Source organism: Rubellimicrobium arenae (genome assembly GCF_017916275.1).
Classification (GTDB): domain Bacteria; phylum Pseudomonadota; class Alphaproteobacteria; order Rhodobacterales; family Rhodobacteraceae; genus Rubellimicrobium; species Rubellimicrobium arenae.
The window spans coordinates 1-17402 of record NZ_JAFMST010000004.1; the positions used below are offsets into that span (position 1 = coordinate 1).

The following is a 17402-nucleotide window of genomic DNA, read 5'->3' on the forward strand; positions in this document are numbered from 1 at the left end:
GCGCCCTCAGCGCCGCCGGTGACGGGCTATCTACGGATTGCCCCCACCCCGCGCAAGAGTAAAACCACTCCCCACCCCAAAGTTTTTTGACCCCCATCCCCCACCCCCAGAACACAGAGCCGTGACCCCCACATCGCCAACGCCGCCCACACAGGAGAGGGCGAGCTCCGGTCCCACATTTCCCGGATCGAACCCTGTCCGGACGAGCCTTCTCCCGCTTCCTGTATGGAGGAAGAACGACAAAGCGGCGGATCATCCTAGATTATCGCCACGACCCGTTGCGGGAGCGCCCCAACCTCATTGCGAACACGGACAGGTCCCGAAGATGATCGACCCCGACGCCCTCATGCTGTCGCGCATCCAGTTCGGCTTCACCATCGCCTTCCACATCATCTTCCCGGCCTTCACCATCGGGCTGGCCAGCTGGCTCGTGATCCTCGAGGCTCGATGGCTGCGCACGGGCAACCTGCTTTTCAAGAACCTGTGCCGGTTCTGGGCCAAGGTGTTCGCGGTCTCCTTCGGCCTCGGAGTCGTGTCGGGCATCGTCATGAGCTATCAGTTCGGGACCAACTGGTCCGGCTATGCCGAGTTCACGGGCAACATCCTTGGCCCTGTCATCGCCTACGAGGTCATAACGGCCTTCTTCCTCGAAGCGGCATTCCTCGGCATCATGCTCTTCGGCTGGGAGAAGGTCGGCAACCGCCTGCACTTCGTCGCGACCTGCGCCGTGGCCCTCGGGACGCTGCTTTCCTCGTTCTGGATCACGGCGGCCAACAGCTGGATGCAGACGCCTGCGGGCTACGCGATCGAGAACAGCGTCGCCGTGCCCGTGGACTGGTGGCAGATCGTGTTCAACCCGTCCTTCCCGAACCGCTACGCCCATCTGATCACGGGCATGTACCTGACGACGGCCTTCGCGATCGCCGGCATGTCGGCCTATATGCTGCTCCGGGCGCGGCGGCAGTCCGAGGCGCCCGAACGCATCGCGGGCGCACGCGCGTCCCTGTCCATGGCCCTCTGGTTCGCGGCGATCTTCGCCCCCGTCCAGATCGTGCTGGGCGATCTGCAGGGGCTGGCCGTCCTCGACCAGCAGCCTACGAAGCTCGCTGCCATCGAGGCGAACTGGGAAACGCAGCGCGGCGTCCCCCTGATCCTGTTCGCCTGGCCCGATCAGGAGGCGCAGGAGAACCGGTTCGAGATCGCCATCCCCTACCTGGGCAGCGTCATCCTCGCCCATGATCCCAACGGGGAGATCCCCGGCCTGCGGGATGTCCCGCGCGAGCAGCAACCTCCGGTCCTCCCCGTCTTCTTCTCGTTCCGGATCATGGTCGGGCTGGGCTTCCTGATGGTGATCCTTGGCGCCTGGAGCCTGTGGCTTCGCTGGAAAGGCCGGCTGTTCGACAGCCCCCTGTTCCTCTGGGCCTGCTTCGCGATGACGCCGTCGGGCTTTGCCGCGGTGGTGTTCGGTTGGCTGACGGCCGAGATCGGGCGGCAGCCTTGGGTCGTGTACGGCCTCCTGCACCGCGATCAGGCGCTCTCCCCGACCGTCGAGGCGACGACGATCGCCGGATCCCTGGCGGCCTTCGTGGTCGCCTATTCGATCATCTTCGGGGCTGGGACCTATTATCTTTTCAAGCTGCTGCGACGAGGGCCGGACCCGGTCGAGGCGATCGAAGGCGATGATGTCGCCCGCAAGCCCAAACGCCCCCTCTCGATGACCTCGGAGGGAATCGAGAGTCGCTCGGGTTCCCGAGCCGATCACCCGGCGGAGTGAGGACCATGGACCTGATTCAGCTTCCCCCCGACCTGTCCGGACCGGCGCTCTGGCTGCCGCTGGTCTGGGCGGGGATCATCGCCCTTGCCGTGGCGATGTACGTCCTCCTGGACGGACTGGACCTGGGCATCGGCATCATGTTCACGGCCGCCGAGAGCGAGAACTGGCGCGACCGGATGATGCTCTCGGTCGCACCGGTCTGGGACTTCAACGAAACCTGGCTCATCCTGGGCGGCGCCGGCCTCTTTGCGGTCTTCCACATCGCCTATGCCGTCCTGATGCCGGCGCTTTATGTCCCGATCCTCGTCATGCTGATCGCGCTCATCTTCCGGGGCGTCGCCTTCGAGTTCCGCTTCAAGGCCGAGCGGTCCAAGCACTGGTGGGACCGGAGCTTCCATTACGGATCGCTCGTGGCCACCTTCGCGCAGGGCATGGTGCTGGGGGCCTTCGTGCAGGGCTTCGCCACCAACGGCCGCCAGTTCACCGGCACCACCTGGGACTTCCTGTCCCCCTTCAGCGTCATGACGGGCCTTGCCCTGATCGCCGGCTACGGCCTTCTGGGATCGACCTGGCTGATCATGAAGACCAGCGGGAACCTGGAGCTCTGGGCCCGGCGAATGGCCATGAGATATCTCCTGGCGACGCTCGCGGCCATGGCGGTGGTCAGCCTCTGGGTGCCGTTCCTCGACACCGACATACGGCAACGGTGGTTCGACCGGCCGAACCTTTATTACCTCCTGCCTGTGCCGCTGGTCACCGCCGTGGTCGCCCTGGCTCTCTGGCGAGCCGTCCACCGGAACGCGCGATACTGGGCCTTCCTGCTGGCGGTCGCCTTGTTCCTCCTGGGCTACCTCGGCCTGGGGATCAGCCTGTTCCCGAACATCGTGCCGCATCAGGTGACGATCTGGGAGGCGGCCAACACGCCCTCGTCGCAGATGTTCACGCTGATCGGCTTCAGCTTCGCCCTTCCCGCGACCCTCGCCTACACGGTCTACGCCTATTGGGTGTTCCGCGGGCAGGTGGCGGAGGATGTCGAGTCCAGCGGCTATCATTGATGCGGGAACGAACCCGGCGGCTGCTCTGGTTCGTGGGCCTCTATCTCGCGAGCCTGCTGGCGTTCAGCGCCATGGTCTATGCGCTGCGGATGCTCCTTGGGCCCGGGCACTGACTGGCGGACCCGAGCGCGCCGTGCGCCCGAGCACCTTTGCTGTGCCCTGCCCCTCGGCCCTGAGCCCTTTACTTGCCGCCGGGCCGGCGACACAGTCCGCCGGAACATCTGAGGGCGTCATCGATGCAAGAATTCGCACCCGAGGGCGACCCTCGTGGCTTCCGTAGCGCGCTGGGCAGCTTTGCGACGGGGGTGACCGTGGTCACGGCGCGGGACGTTGCCGGCCAACCTGCCGGAATCACCGCCAACAGCTTCGCCTCGGTCTCGCTCGATCCCGCTCTGGTGCTCTGGTCGCCGGCCCGAAGCTCCCGGCGCTTCCCGATCTTCGCCGAGGCGGAGACCTTCGCGATCCATGTCCTGGCACGCGACCAGCAGGCCGTCTGCGATGCCTTCGTTCGCGCCCAGGGTTGGTTCGACGACATCGCCTGGAGCGAGGGACCCGAGGGATTGCCCCTCATCGATGGCTGCCTGGCGCGATTCCTGTGCCGCCGCGAGGCGCTGCTCGATGGCGGCGACCATGCGATCATCCTGGGCCGGGTCTGGGCCGTGAGCATCCGCCAAGGCCTGCCCCTGGTCTTCCAGGGAGGCCGCTACGGCGGCTTCGACGCCACCAGCGAGCGCCATCCGAGGCCGGAAGCCGAGCCCTGACGCCCACCTTCCCTTTGGGGGGACACGCGCCTCGACGCCTGTCCCGCCTTGGGCGCCATGCGCGCCCTCGGGGTCCGAAGGACCGGCCGGGCATTGCTCCGGCCGGTCCTGTCGATTTTAAAGATAGCGGTTCACGAGGTTCTCGAGCCGTTCCTGGCGGCCCGAACGCGGCTCGGGATTGACGTTCTGGCTCAGGACCCGCTCCTGCAGGGTGGCAAGGTCGCTGTTCAGCAGCTCCTGCGTCTGGTCCCAACCGGCATAACGCTCGGACCGGGCCTGCTCCAGCTTGCCGTCCTCCAGCATCCGCGCCGCCGCCTTGAGGCCCGCCGCGCAGCAGTCCATGGCGCCCACATGCGCCAGGATCAGGTCCTCGGGGTCGAGGCTCTGACGGCGCACCTTGGCGTCGAAGTTGGTGCCGCCCGTGGTGAAGCCACCGGCCTTCAGCACTTCGTAGTAGGCCAGCATCATCTCGGGGATGTTGGTCGGGAACTGGTCGGTGTCCCAGCCGGACTGGTAGTCGTTCTTGTTCATGTCGATGGAGCCCAGCACGCCCAGCGACGCGGCGAGCGCCAGCTCATGCTCGAACGAGTGGCCCGCCAGGATCGCGTGCCCCTGCTCGATGTTGAGCTTGACCTCGTTCTCAAGGCCGAAGTCCTTGAGGAAGCCGTAGACCGTCGCGACGTCGTAGTCGTACTGGTGCTTGGTCGGTTCCTGGGGCTTGGGCTCGATCAGGATGGTGCCGTCGAAGCCGATCTTGTGCTTGTAGTCCACCACCATGCTCAGGAAGCGGCCCGCCTGCTGGCGCTCGCGCTTGAGGTCGGTGTTGAGCAGCGTCTCGTAGCCCTCGCGTCCGCCCCACAGGACGTAGTTCGCGCCGCCGAGCTTGTGGGTCGCGTCGAGGCAGGCCTTCACGGTCGCGGCCGAGAACATGAAGACCTCGGGGTCGGGGTTCGTCGCGGCCCCGGCCATGAAGCGGCGGTGCGAGAACAGGTTCGCCGTGCCCCAAAGGCACTTGATGTCCGTGCCCTCCATCTTCTGGCCGATGTAGTCGATGATCTCTTCGAGGCGCGACAGGTTCTCGGCGAAGCTGTCGCCCTCGGGACGGATGTCGGCGTCATGCCAGCAGAAGAACGGGGCCTGCAGGATGCGGAACATCTCGAAGGCTTCGTCGGCCTTGAGCTTGGCCAGTTCCATCGTGTCGCCGAACCAGGGCCGCTCGAAGGTCTGGCCGCCGAAGGGGTCGCCGCCGGGCCAGGCAAAGCTGTGCCACCAGGCGACCGAGAAACGCAGGTGGTCGCGAAGCGTCTTGCCCATCACGACCTCGTCCGGATTGTAGTGCCGGAAGGCGAAGTCGTTCTGGGAATCGGGTCCTTCGTAGCGGACCTCGGGAATGCCGTCGAAATAGCCAGCCATGATAACTCCTGTCGATCAGGCGCGGCCCTTGAGGGCCTTGTAAGCGTCGCGGTAACGGGCGTGGGACTCGGCAAAGGCGGTGGTCAGCGCGGGGTCGGGCTCCACCATACGGGCGATGTCGGGGGCGGTGGCGATCTCGGCCCCGGCGCCCGTCGCGGCCATCAGGCCCAGGCGCGCGGCCCCGAAGGCACCGCCGAAATCTCCGGCCACGGGGATTCCGATCGGGAGACCGAGGGATGTCGCGATCGCCTTGACCCAGTAGTCGGAGCGCGATCCCCCGCCGACGGCGATCAGCCGCTCGATCCGGGTTCCGGTCCCGACCAGCGCGTCGAAGCTGTCGCGGAAGGCGTGCGTCACACCTTCCAGCACGGCCCGGGTCAGGGCCACCCGGTCGGTGGCGTGATCGAGGTGCAGGAACGATCCCCGCACGGTGGCGTCGTTGTGGGGGGTCCGCTCTCCGCCCAGGTAGGGCAGGAACAGCGTGCGCCCGGGCGCGTGCAGATCTCCCAGCTCGGCGGTGAGGTCGGACGCCTTGCGGTCCACGAGCTTGGCATACCAGTTCAGGGCATCCGCGGCGGCGAGGATCACGCCCATCTGGTGCCACGTCCGGGGCAGCGCGTGGCAGAAGGTGTGCACCGCGCTGGCGGCGTCGGGCTGATAGGCCCCGGAGGCCGCGAACAGGACCCCCGAAGTGCCAAGCGACACGAAGGCCTCGCCCGCCTGCACGACGCCCACGCCCACGGCGGAGGCGGCGTTGTCCCCCCCTCCCCCGGCGACGACGACGCCCTGAGGCAGCCCCCACTGCGACGCCAGGTCGGCCCGCAGCGTCCCCGACACCTCGGCCCCCTCGACGAGCCGGGGCATGTTCGCCCGGGTCAGGTGCGTGGCGTCGAGTAGCCCGTCATCCCAGTCGCGCCGCCCGGTGTCGAGCCAGGAGGTTCCCGCCGCGTCCGACATCTCGGCCACGGCCTCCCCCGTGAGCCAGAGCCGTAGGTAATCCTTGGGCAGGAGCACCAGCGCCACCTTGGCGAAAAGATCGGGCTCGTGGTTGCGGACCCAGGCAAGCTTGGGGGCCGTGAAGCCCGGGAAGACGATGTTGCCGGTGATGGCGCGGAACCGCGGATCGGCATCGAGCGCGGCGGCCTCCTGATGGCTGCGCGTGTCGTTCCACAGGATGCAGGGCCGCAGCACCTCGTGTCCCGCGTCCAGGAGGGTGGCGCCGTGCATCTGCCCCGAAAGTCCGATCCCGCGCACGCCCGACAGGTCGGCCCGGGACCCCAGTTCCCGCATCACCCGGTCGGCGGCCGCAAGCCAGCTCGCCGGGTCCTGCTCGGACCAGCCGTCATGGGGACGCGACACCTCGAGCGGAGCCGTCGCCTCCGCCCGGATCGCCTGTCCGTCGTCGATCAGAACTCCCTTGAGCCCGGAGGTGCCGAGGTCGAGGCCGATGTACATGTCTTGATTCTCCTGTCCCTGGCCTGGGTCTAACATGCGGGCCCGACGGGGTTCACCCCCGATGCGACCCGTTCAGGCCGCCTCGCGCCGGGGATTCCGGCCCAGGATGATCATGGACAGGATGTCGTCCTCGGTGACATCCTCGACCCGTTCCGTCCCCACGAGCTTGCCGTTCTTCATCACCGAAACCCGGTCGCAGAGCTCCATCATCTCGCGGGTGTCGTGGCTGATGAGGAAGATGCCGAGGCCCTGGGCCTTCAGCTCCTTGATCAGGTCGGCGACCATCGCCGTCTCGTGGACGCCAAGGGCGGCGGTCGGCTCGTCCATGATGAGGATGCGCGCGTTGAAATAGACGGCCCGCGCGATGGCCACGGATTGCCGCTGCCCGCCCGACAGCGCGGAGACAGGCTCCTTGAGCTTGCGGAAGTTGGGGTTGAGCCGGGCCATGATCTTCTTGGTCTCGGCCTCCATCCGGGCGTCGTCCACGAGGCCGAGGCGCGTCCGGATCTCGCGTCCGAGGAACAGGTTCGAGGCGGCGTCCAGATTGTCGGCCAAAGCCAGCGTCTGGTAGATCGTCTCGATCCCCGCCGCCCGGGCGTCGCGGGGCGATCGGATCTCGACGGGCGTGCCGTTGATGCGGATCTCGCCCGAGTCCATCTGATAGGCGCCGGACAGGATCTTGATCAGCGTGGACTTGCCCGCCCCGTTGTGGCCCAGAAGGCCCACGACCTCCCCCGGATAAAGGTCGATCGAGACCCCGTCCACGGCGCGCACGCCGCCGAAGGCGATGCGGATGTCCCGCATCTCGACCAGGGGGGTGCCCGTGCGGTTCACCTCGGATGCCATGTCATCTCACTCCCAGGCGCTTGCGGTAGACGATGTCGATCCAGACCGCTCCGATGAGCACAAGGCCCACGACGATGTTCTGGAAGGGCGTGTCGACGCCCACCATGCCCATCCCGGACTGGAGCGACTGCATGATGAGGGCGCCCAGGATCGCGCCCCAGATCGTGCCGACGCCGCCGGCCAGGGCGGTCCCGCCGATCACCGCGGCGGCGATGACGCGAAGCTCGTCCAGCGTGCCGATGTCGTTGGCGTGGCTCTGGAGGCGCGACTGCGCCACGAGCGCCGACAGGCCGGCGAGGAAGCCCATCAGGGCGAAGACCTTGACCGTCAGCCAGCGGGTGTTGATGCCCGACAGCGCCGCCGCCTCGGGGTTGCCGCCGGTGGCGTAGATGTAGCGGCCGAAGCGGGTCTTGCGGGCGATCACCGTCATCACCACGGCCACGAGGATCAGGATCAGCACCGAGATCGGAAGCCCGTGCCCGACCGTGTAGCCCTCGGGCAGCGTGAGCCCGCGCGCCTCGAACAGGCGGCGCAGCTTGGCTTCGGGGACCGGGTAGGCGTTCAGGATGGCGATGAAGCCGAGGATCGCGCCCACGAGGACGAGCGTCAGCGCCCCTTCGGCCCAGAGGGGCTTCACGGGAAAGCCGTGCGCGGTCTTGCTGGCGCGCCCGGACCAGATCACCCAGACCACGCCGAGCGAAAGCAGCGCGGCGACCACCCAGGACCAGGTCGGGCCGAGAGTGCCCTCGGCGCCCCCGAACAGCAGGATGGTCTGGTCGAGCGGCGCGACCGTCTGGCCGCTGGTCGTGTACCACGACACGTTCCGCCACACGAGCAGCCCGCCCAGCGTGACGATGAAGGACGGGATGCCCTGGTAGCCGGTCAGCCAGCCGTGAAACGCGCCGATGGCGGTCCCCACGGCAAGCCCCGTCAGGATCGTGACGGGGGCGATCATCGGATGGCCCAGCCCCACGGCACCCGGCAGCCAGCGCGCCTGCACCACCGCCATCACGGCCGAGCACATGGCCAGCACCGAGCCCACCGACAGGTCGATGTTACGGGTGACGATCACGAACACCATCCCCGTCGCCATGATCGCGACCGACACGGTCTGGATGGTGATGTTGAAGATGTTCCGGGGGGTCAGGAACGTGCCCCCGGTATAGACCCCGAAAGCCACGCACAGGAGCGCGAAGGCCCCGATCATGCCAAGGAGCCTCAGGTCGATCTCGAGCTGGGACAGGAAGCCCCTCCGGGGGGCGAGGCCCGAGCCGGTGTCGGCTGCATCGGTCATGGTGTTTCCTCCGGGAAGGATCGCATCGGCGCGCCCCTGGGGGACGCGCCGTCTGGGGCGGCGATCAGTTGCAGGGCGCCGGGCCGTTCGTGACGCCTTGGCAGAGCTCGTCCTGCGTGATCCACCCTGCGTCCACGACGGTCTGCAGGTTGTCCCGGGTGATCGGGATCGGGTCGAGGAAGAGGGCGTTCACGGTGTTGCCGCCGGGCGTGCTGAACTGCTCCACGCCTTCGACCTGCTCGGGCGCGGTGCCGCCGGCCAGTTGGAGCGCCACCTCGGTCGCCTGGCGGCCCAGTTCACGCGCGTCCTTCCAGACGGACACGGTCTGCGTGCCCGCGGCGACGCGGTTGAGGGCGGCATGATCCCCGTCCTGGCCCGAAACAGGAATGCCCTGCATCCCCTGGGCGGTCAGCGCCGCCACGACGCCCCCGGCGGTTCCGTCGTTCGAGGCGACGACGGCATCGACCTCGTTGTTGTTCTGGGTGAGGATCTGCTCCATGTTCCGCTGCGCGTTCGCGGGGAGCCACTGGTCGGTGTAGGCCTCGCCGACGATCGTGATCTTGCCGGCGTCGATCGCGTCTTGCAGCACCTCCTGCTGGCCGCCGCGCAGGAAGTCCGCGTTCGGGTCGGTGGGCGAGCCCTTGATCATGACGTAGTTGCCCTCGGGCGCCGCCTCGAGCACGGCGCGGGCCTGCATCCGGCCCACCTCGACGTTGTCGAAGGTGATGTAGAAGGCGCGCGGATCCTCGATCAGGCGGTCATAGGAGATGACGGGGATGCCCTCGTCCACGGCGGCTTGCACGGCGGGGATCACCGCGGCCGTATCCTGGGCCACCACCAGCAGCGCATCCACCCCCTGCGAGATCAGGGACTCGATGTCGGCCAGCTGCTTGGAGGAGGAGGACTGCGCATCGGTGGACACGTAGGTGGCGCCAGCGGCGTCGATGGCGGCCATGATCGCGGACTCGTCGGTCTTCCAGCGCTCTTCCTGGAAGTTCGACCAGCTCACGCCGATGGTCAGGCCGTCATCCTGGGCAAAGGCCATGGACCCGCAAAGGGCCGCCATGGCGGTCGCCAGCAGAATGGTTTTCCTCATCTTTCTCTCCCTTGCATGGACCGGTTTCGTTGAACCGGCCCCTGTTGTTCTCCGTCCAGGTCCGCAGAGCCTTGCCGGACGCCTCCGGATAAGGACCCGCACCCCGCCATCTCCAAGCCACTGGCGGACCCTTGGGGGATCCGGGCCAGGCGGTGCAGGAGCCAGCGGCTTGTCCCCTCCCCGGGACCTGACTGGTGCGGCGAAGATGCGCCCAGTTAAGTTCGGCTGTCAAAGGAAGAATTTGCGATGCTGTCAGATTAGCTCATGATCTCGGAAGATGGTCGCTGTAAAACAAGGCAGACCGGAGAGCACCTCTTTTGCCGACGTGAAGATCATTCATGAACTGAAGATAAGGAGGCGGAGGAGGCTTGGACGACGGATCTGAGGGCCCGCATGGCGCAGGACCCGTGCTGCCCGCCTCGGCCCGCACCCAGCCCCCGTTGCGCCGGCAGGTTTTCGACCATGTCCGCGCCCAGGGCCGGGCGGCGCGGGCCGACGTGGCCCGCGCGCTGGGGATCAGCGCCGCCTCGGTGACAGCCATCACGGCGGACCTGATCGGACTGGGCCTCCTGCGCGAGGTCGAGGGCGTGTCGCTCGACGGGCGGGAGGCCGCGCGCGGACGTCCGCCCGTCGCGCTGGAGATCGTGCCCGAGGGGCGGCACGTCATCGGCGTGAAGCTGGGCGACGAAAGGCACACCGCCGTTCTTGCGGACTTCGGCGGCCGCATCCTGGCCGATGCGGCCCGCCCGGCCAGGCCAGGCCGTCGTCCCCTGGAGGAACTCCTGGAGGAGGTGGCGGCCCTTGTCGCGGACCTTCGGAGCCATGCTCCCGGGCAGGAGGCCGCGGCCCTGGGCATCGGCCTTCCGGGCCTCGTGGACCATCGCGCGGGACGCGTGGCCTGGTCGCCGCTTCTCGATGGCAGGGACCTCGACCTGCGCGACATCCTCGCCGCCCGGCTCGGGAGCCCGGTCCAGATCGACAACGATTCGAACCTCCTGACGCTGGCCGAGCTCTGGTTCGGAGCGGGGCGGGCTTCGTCGGACTTTGCCGTCGTGACCATCGAGCACGGGGTGGGCATGGGCCTCGTGCAGGGCGGGCGGCTGTTCCGGGGCACGCGCGGGATGGGGCTGGAGCTTGGCCACATCAAGGTCCGGCTGGACGGGGCCCTGTGCCGCTGCGGGCAGCGCGGGTGCCTGGAGGCCTATCTGGCGGACTACGCGCTGGCGCGCGAGGCGGCGACGGCCCTAGGCCGCGATCCCCGCCAGTCCCAGAGCCCGCGCGCGATGCTGGACACCCTGTTCAGCGAGGCCAAGGCCGGCCACGAGCCCGCGCGGGAGATCTTCGTCCGGGCCGGGCGCTATCTGGCGCTGGGGCTGGCGAACGTCGTCCAGCTCTTCGATCCCGGCCTCGTGATCCTTTCGGGGGAGCGGATGCGCTACGACTTCCTTTACGCCGAGGAGGTCCTGGCCGAGATGCAGCGCCTGGTCCTGCCAGGGGGGCGCCCTCCAGTGCGCGTGGAGGTCCATGCCTGGGGCGACCTCGTCTGGGCCCAAGGGGCGGCGGCGCTGGCGCTCATGGCGGCGACGGACGAGGTCCTGGGGGCCTGAACCTCGCGTTAACCTATTAACGTTGCAACGGTCTTGGGGAAATGTCGCGACGGGGCATTTGACGGCCCGAACGACTCGCCCTAGAACAAAACATGAACACACACCCGAGAGGTTTTCGTGAAGTGCGCCGATCCTTTCGCCCCCGCCACCCCCGTCCCGGACCGTTCACCCACCCTGTGCGAGGTCTTTGCCCTGACGCCGACCGATGCCGCGCCTACGGGCTTCGTGCTGGCGCAGGTGCCGGATCCGGCACGGGGACCGATCCTCTGGGTGCAGGACCGGCTGTCGCGCCGCGAAGGGGGACGGCCCTATGCCACTGGTCTGGCATCCTTGCTGCGGCGCCCGGTGCAGATCCTTTATCTGGAAGCGAGGCGCGCCGTGGACGTGCTCTGGGCCATGGAGGAGGCGCTGGGCTGCCCCGCCCTGGCTGCCGTGATCGGGGAGGTCTGGGGCGATCCGCCCGCGCTCGACTTCACGGCCACGAAGCGGCTCGCGCTCCGGGCCGAAGGATCCGGGGTCCAGGCCTGGCTCCTGCGCCGCGCGGCGCGTGCGGATCTCAGCGCCGCGCGGGAACGCTGGCGGGTGTCCGGCCTGCCCTCGCCACCCGCGCCGGACGACCTGCGCGCGCCGGGCGCCCCGATCTGGCAGGCCGACCTGTTCCGTGCCCGGGGTCGGATGCCCGGGGCCTGGGTGACACGCCATGACCAAGGGACGGGACGGCTCGATTTCGGGCACCTCACGCCCTTGGCCGACCCCGCCCCGCCCTTGCGCGCCCTCGGCTGAGGAAAGTGCGGGCGGGACAGAAAGGAGGCGGGAACGGTCGTGAGCGGCAGGACGGGCCAGGTCCTCCGTTTTCCCTCAGGGCGGACAGGCTTCCTTGTCCTCCAGCGGACCGGATTCCCGGCTCCTGCCGGCCCTCGGGGGGCAGGCGGCGCGACAGGATCGCAGGAGACCCGTCCCTTCCGGCCAACCGGTTCGGATGAAGGACCCGGACGGCGGTTCCTGTCGCTCCATCTTCCCCGCTTTGCCATGGAGCGGCGGCTGGCGCTGCTGGCCCGGCGCGGACACGGGGGGGCGGACGACATGCCTTTTGCCCTTGTCCTCGACGGCCCGCACGGTCCCGTCGTCCATGCCACGACCCCCGCCGCCGAGGAGGCGGGCGTCCGGCCCGGGCTGCGCGCGGTGGACGCCCGCGCCGTCTGCCCCAGCCTCCGGGTGGACGAAGCCGACCCGCGCGGCGACGAGGCCGCCCTCCTTGATCTCGCGCTTTGGGCACGACGCTGGTGCCCATGGACGGCGGTCGATGGTCCCGGCGGGATCGCGATGGATGTCACGGGCTCCACGCACCTCCAGGGCGGCGAGGCCGCGATGCTGGAGGAGATCGGCGGAAGGCTCGCCGGGCTGGGGCTGTCCTGCCGCCTCGCCATCGCGCCCACGCGCGGCGCGGCCTGGGCGCTGGCCCGGTTCGGAACGGGGCGGGAGATCTGCGACGCGCCGGACCTTGCGGCGCGCACAGGACCGCTGCCGGTGCGCGCCCTTCGCCTCGGGGAGGATACGGCCCTGCTGCTCCGACGCCTGGGCATCAGGACGGTGGACGACCTTTCGGCCGTCCCGCGCCTGTCGCTCGCCCGCCGCTTCGCGCGCGCCGAAGCCGGGGACAACCCGCTCGTCCGGCTCGACCAGATGATGGGGCGCCTGCCCGAACCGCTCCACTGCCCCGACGAGCCGCCCCGCTTCCTGGCCCGCGCCGTGCTCTCCGAACCGATGCTGGACCCCACGCCCCTTCTTCCCGCACTCGCAGGGGAGCTTTGCGCGATGCTGGCCGCCAAGGGCTTCGGCGCGCGGCGCGTGATGCTCGCGTTGTTCCGCAGCGACGGCGCGGTGTCGTCGGTCGAGGCCGCGACCGCCCGCGCGACCCGAGATCCTCTGCACCTGGCCCGGCTCTTCGAGGGCAAGCTGGAACGGCTCGACCCCGGCTTCGGCTTCGATCTGGTGACGCTGGGCGCGACGGGGGCCGAGGAGCTGCGTTCGCGCCAGCCCGGCCTCGACAGCCGCCGGGACGAGGGCGAAGAGCTTGCCCGCTTCGTGGACCGCGTCAGCGCACGCTTCGGGCCACAGGCCCTCCTCCGCCCCGGGTTCCAGGAAAGCCACATCCCCGAGCGGCGCGAGGCCTGGACCCCGGCGCTCGGCCCCCAGCCGCCGCTGCCGCCTGTGCCCCACGCGCCGCGCCCTCTCCGGCTCTTCGACCCCCCCGAGGAGGTGCAGGTCGTCTACGCCGTCCCCGAAGGTCCGCCCGCGCAGTTCGTCTGGCGGCGGATGACCCACCGCGTCACCCGCTTTGCAGGTCCCGAGAGGATCGCGCCCGAATGGTGGCGCGACCGCCCCGGCACGCGCCTGCGCGACTATTACCGCGTCGAGGATCACACAGGGCGACGCTTCTGGCTCTACCGGGAGGGGGTCGTGGGCGACGGGCGCGGGGGCACGCCACGCTGGTTCATGCACGGAGCCTTCGCATGAGGCGCCCGCCCTTTCCGTCATCGGCACCCTGAGCCCATGCCCGAGAACGATCACCAGCACCCCAAGCGGACGCTCGCCGACGAGAACGAGTTCACGCCCAACGCCCGCGCACCCTTCGTGGAGCTGGGGCTCGCCACCTGCTTCAGCTTCCTGCGCGGGGCGTCGGACGCCGTGGACCTCGCCACGACGGCATGGTCCCTGGGCTACGACGCCCTGGGCGTCGCCGACCGCAACACGCTGGCCGGGGTCGTCCGCCTCCATGTCGAGGCGCGCAAGGCGATGATGCGGCCGGTGATCGGCTGCCGTCTTGTCCTGCTGACGGGAGAGGAGTTCCTGGCCTACCCCCGCGACCGCGCCGCCTACGGCCGGCTCGCAGGCCTCCTGTCCAAGGGCAAGATGCAGGACAAGGACGGCGCATGGCAGGCCAAGGGCATCTGCCACCTGACGCTGGACGATCTGTCCAATCACGCCGAGGGTGTGCAGCTCGTCCTCTTTCCCCCCGACGACCTGACCGGCTTTCCCCAGGCGCTTCGCAGCCTGGCGCGCCGCCTGCCCGGCTTGCGCCATGTCGCGGCGAGCCATCTTTACCGGGGCGACGACCGGGCGCGGATCAACGCGCTCGACCGGATCGCCGCGCGGCTCGGGCTGTCGATCCTCGCCACCAACGACGTCCTTTACCATGTCCCGCAGCGCCGCCCGCTGCAGGACGTGATGACCTGCATCCGCGAGAAGGTGCGGCTGAGCGAGGCGGGGTTCCTTCTCGAACCCAACGCCGAGCGGCACCTGAAGTCACCCGAGGAGATGGTGCGGCTCTTTTCCGAATGGCCGAATGCAATCGCGGCCTCCCGCGATGTGGCGGATGCCTGCACCTTCTCCCTCGAGGAGCTGTCCTACGAATACCCCCGCGAGGTCACGCCCGAGGGCCGCACGCCGCAGGAGCATCTCGAGGCGCTCACCTGGGACCGCGCGGCGACGCGCTACCCTGCCGGCGTGCCCGCTCCGGTGAAGGTCACGCTCCGCAAGGAGCTGGCGATGATCGCCAAGCTCGACATCGCCCGCTATTTCCTGACCATCCACGACATCATCGGTTATGCCCGCGACCGCGGCATCCTGTGCCAGGGGCGCGGCTCGGCCGCCAACTCCGCCGTCTGCTACGTCCTGGGCATCACCGCCGTGGACCCCGCCGCGCACCAGCTCCTCTTCGAGCGCTTCATCTCGGAGGAGCGGAAGGAGCCGCCCGACATCGACGTCGACTTCGAGCACGAGCGGCGCGAGGAGGTCATCCAGCACATCTATGACAAATACGGCCGCGACCGCGCGGGCCTCTGCGCCACCGTCATCCACTACCGCCCCCGCAGCGCCATCCGCGAGGTCGGCAAGGTCATGGGCCTGTCGGAGGACGTGACCGGCGCGCTGGCCAAGACCGTCTGGGGCTCCTGGGGCCATGAGGTGGCGGAGCGGAACGTGAAGGAGGCCGGGCTCGACCTGTCGGACCCCGTGTTGCGCCGCGCGGTCCGGCTGGCGAGCGAACTGATCGGCATGCCCCGGCACCTGAGCCAGCACGTCGGCGGCTTCATCCTGACCGAACGCCCGCTGACCGAGACGGTGCCCATCGGCAACGGCGCGATGCCCGATCGCAGCTTCATCGAATGGGACAAGGACGACATCGACGCGCTGGGCATCCTCAAGGTCGACATCCTTGCGCTGGGGATGCTGACCTGCATCCGCAAATGCCTCGACCTCGTGGCGGTCCACCACGGCGTCCGGCACGACCTGGCGAGCGTCCCGCAGGAGGATCCGCGCGTCTACGCGATGCTGTCCAAGGGCGACTCGATCGGTGTGTTCCAGGTGGAGTCCCGCGCGCAGATGAACATGCTGCCGCGCCTGCGCCCGCGCACCTTCTACGACCTCGTCATCGAGGTCGCGATCGTCCGCCCCGGCCCCATCCAGGGCGACATGGTCCACCCCTACCTCCGCCGCCGCGACGGGCGGGAACCGGTCGAATACCCCTCGCCCGCGCCGCCCCATGACCCGGCCGAGCTCAAGCAGATCCTGGGCCGCACGCTGGGCGTCCCGATCTTCCAGGAGCAGGCGATGAAGATCGCCATCGAGGCCGCCCGCTTCACCCCCGCCGAGGCGAACGAGTTGCGCAAGGCCATGGCCACCTTCCGCTCCAAGGGCCAGATCGAAAAGCTGGAGGAGAAGATGGTCTCCCGCATGGTCGAGCGCGGCTACGACCCCGACTTCGCCCGGCGCTGCTTCGACCAGATCAAGGGCTTCGGCGAATACGGCTTTCCCGAAAGCCACGCAGCAAGCTTCGCGCTCCTTGTGTACGTCTCGTCCTGGCTCAAGTGCCACTACCCCGGCGCCTTCGGGGCGGCGCTCCTCAACTCGCAGCCGATGGGCTTCTACGCCCCGGCGCAGATCGTCCGCGACATGCGCGAGCATGGGGTGGAGGTGCGCGCGCCCGACGTGAACCTCTCGGACTGGGACACGACGCTGGTCCCGGACGGACAGGGCGGCGTGGCGGTGCGCCTGGGCTTCCGCACCATCGGCGGCTTCCCCCGGGCGGCGGCCCGACGCCTTCTCGACGCGCGCGCCGAGCCCTTCCGCGACATCCCCGACCTCCAGCGCCGCGCCGGGCTGTCCGCCGCCTGGGTCCGGCGCCTGGCCGAGGCCGACGCGATGCGCTCCCTGTTCATCGACCGGCGGCAGGCGCTCTGGGAGGCCGGGGCGCTCCGCGATGCCCCGGACCTGCCGCTGTTCCAAGGCTCCCCCGACGAGGGCGAGGAGCCGGCCGTCCCCCTTCCGCCCATGCCCCTGCCCGAGCAGGTCGTGGCCGACTACCAGACGTTGCGACTCTCGCTGAAGGCGCACCCCCTGAGCTTTCTGCGGCGTTCGCTGTCTGCCCAAGGCTACATCACCGCCGCCCAACTTGCGGGCAGCCGGCCCTTTCAGCGCGTGAAGCTGGCCGGGCTCGTGCTGGTGCGCCAAAGGCCCGGGTCAGCCAAGGGCGTGTGCTTCATCACCCTCGAGGACGAGACCGGAAGCGCCAACCTCGTGGTCTGGCCCAAGGTCATGGAAACCTTCCGCAAGGTGGTCATGCAGGCCCGTCTTCTTGTCATAGAAGGCTATGTCCAGCGCGAGGTCGAGATCGTCCACATAGTGGCCGAGCGGCTCATCGACCGCACGGACGCGCTGTTCCGCCTTGCGCCCGAAGGGTTTTCACCCGCCCTCAGCCATGCGGACGAGGTCGTGAAGCCGGTCCAGGGCAGCGCGCGGGGCTCGTCCCAGGGCCACCCCCGGGACGCCCGGATCGTGCCCCAAAGCCGCGACTTCCACTGAGCCGGACGCCAGCCGATGCCGGCCGTCGGTGCCGTTCCGCACGGGGCCGGCGGCTTCCCCCTCGTGGAAGCGGACCCCACTGGGGCATTGTGCCCTCCACGGCGACCCATATGATCCGATTCATGCAGATGACGACGACCTTCGACGAAATGTGGGGACGCGGCATGGGCCAGTCCCAGGGCCACAGCGCCACGGCCAGCGACGATGGCGCGTCCGGCGGACCGAACTCCCGCTCCAGC

At 69.1% G+C, this 17402-nt stretch carries 12 protein-coding genes; 7 read left to right on the forward strand and 5 right to left on the reverse strand.

From position 1 onward, the window contains the following. Positions 1-325 precede the first annotated feature (325 nt). The 3 genes from J3P31_RS06850 (at position 326) to J3P31_RS06860 (ending at position 3590) form a co-directional block, all read left to right on the forward strand. Complete coding sequence (locus tag J3P31_RS06850; RefSeq protein WP_210527690.1) at positions 326-1774, forward strand: cytochrome ubiquinol oxidase subunit I; 1449 nt, start codon at positions 326-328, stop codon at positions 1772-1774. 5 nt (positions 1775-1779) lie between these two features. Then, positions 1780-2829, forward strand: coding sequence for a cytochrome d ubiquinol oxidase subunit II (cydB, locus tag J3P31_RS06855; RefSeq protein WP_210527691.1), 1050 nt, complete (start codon positions 1780-1782; stop codon positions 2827-2829). 236 nt (positions 2830-3065) lie between these two features. Then, positions 3066-3590: a flavin reductase family protein gene (locus J3P31_RS06860; protein ID WP_210527692.1), complete on the forward strand. Its 525-nt coding sequence runs from the start codon at positions 3066-3068 to the stop codon at positions 3588-3590. Positions 3591-3707: 117 nt separating this feature from the next. Here the strand turns inward: J3P31_RS06860 and xylA are convergent, their stop codons facing one another. From xylA to xylF, 5 genes are all read right to left on the reverse strand, one after another. After that, the gene (gene xylA, locus J3P31_RS06865) at positions 3708-5003 is read right to left on the reverse strand and encodes a xylose isomerase (protein ID WP_210527693.1); all 1296 of its coding nucleotides are present in this window, start codon (positions 5001-5003) and stop codon (positions 3708-3710) included. A gap of 15 nt (positions 5004-5018) precedes the next feature. Further along, on the reverse strand, positions 5019-6458 hold the full coding sequence (gene xylB, locus J3P31_RS06870) for a xylulokinase (protein WP_210527694.1): 1440 nt from the start codon (positions 6456-6458) through the stop codon (positions 5019-5021). Between the two features lie 72 nt (positions 6459-6530). Next, positions 6531-7304, reverse strand: coding sequence for an ATP-binding cassette domain-containing protein (locus J3P31_RS06875; protein WP_246849366.1), 774 nt, complete (start codon positions 7302-7304; stop codon positions 6531-6533). A gap of 1 nt (position 7305) precedes the next feature. Further along, positions 7306-8598, reverse strand: coding sequence for a sugar ABC transporter permease (locus tag J3P31_RS06880; protein WP_210527695.1), 1293 nt, complete (start codon positions 8596-8598; stop codon positions 7306-7308). Positions 8599-8662: 64 nt separating this feature from the next. Further along, positions 8663-9694, reverse strand: coding sequence for a D-xylose ABC transporter substrate-binding protein (xylF, locus tag J3P31_RS06885; RefSeq protein WP_210527696.1), 1032 nt, complete (start codon positions 9692-9694; stop codon positions 8663-8665). A gap of 368 nt (positions 9695-10062) precedes the next feature. Between xylF and J3P31_RS06890 the strand changes: the two genes are divergently transcribed. From J3P31_RS06890 to J3P31_RS06905, 4 genes are all read left to right on the forward strand, one after another. Continuing rightward, on the forward strand, positions 10063-11301 hold the full coding sequence (locus J3P31_RS06890) for an ROK family protein (RefSeq protein WP_210527697.1): 1239 nt from the start codon (positions 10063-10065) through the stop codon (positions 11299-11301). Between the two features lie 117 nt (positions 11302-11418). Next, positions 11419-12084, forward strand: coding sequence for an ImuA family protein (locus J3P31_RS06895; protein WP_210527698.1), 666 nt, complete (start codon positions 11419-11421; stop codon positions 12082-12084). A gap of 300 nt (positions 12085-12384) precedes the next feature. Continuing rightward, positions 12385-13818, forward strand: a complete 1434-nt coding sequence (locus J3P31_RS06900; RefSeq protein WP_246849365.1) for a Y-family DNA polymerase — start codon at positions 12385-12387, stop codon at positions 13816-13818. 36 nt (positions 13819-13854) lie between these two features. Beyond that, the gene (locus J3P31_RS06905; RefSeq protein ID WP_210527700.1) at positions 13855-17163 is read left to right on the forward strand and encodes an error-prone DNA polymerase; all 3309 of its coding nucleotides are present in this window, start codon (positions 13855-13857) and stop codon (positions 17161-17163) included. Positions 17164-17402 lie beyond the last annotated feature (239 nt).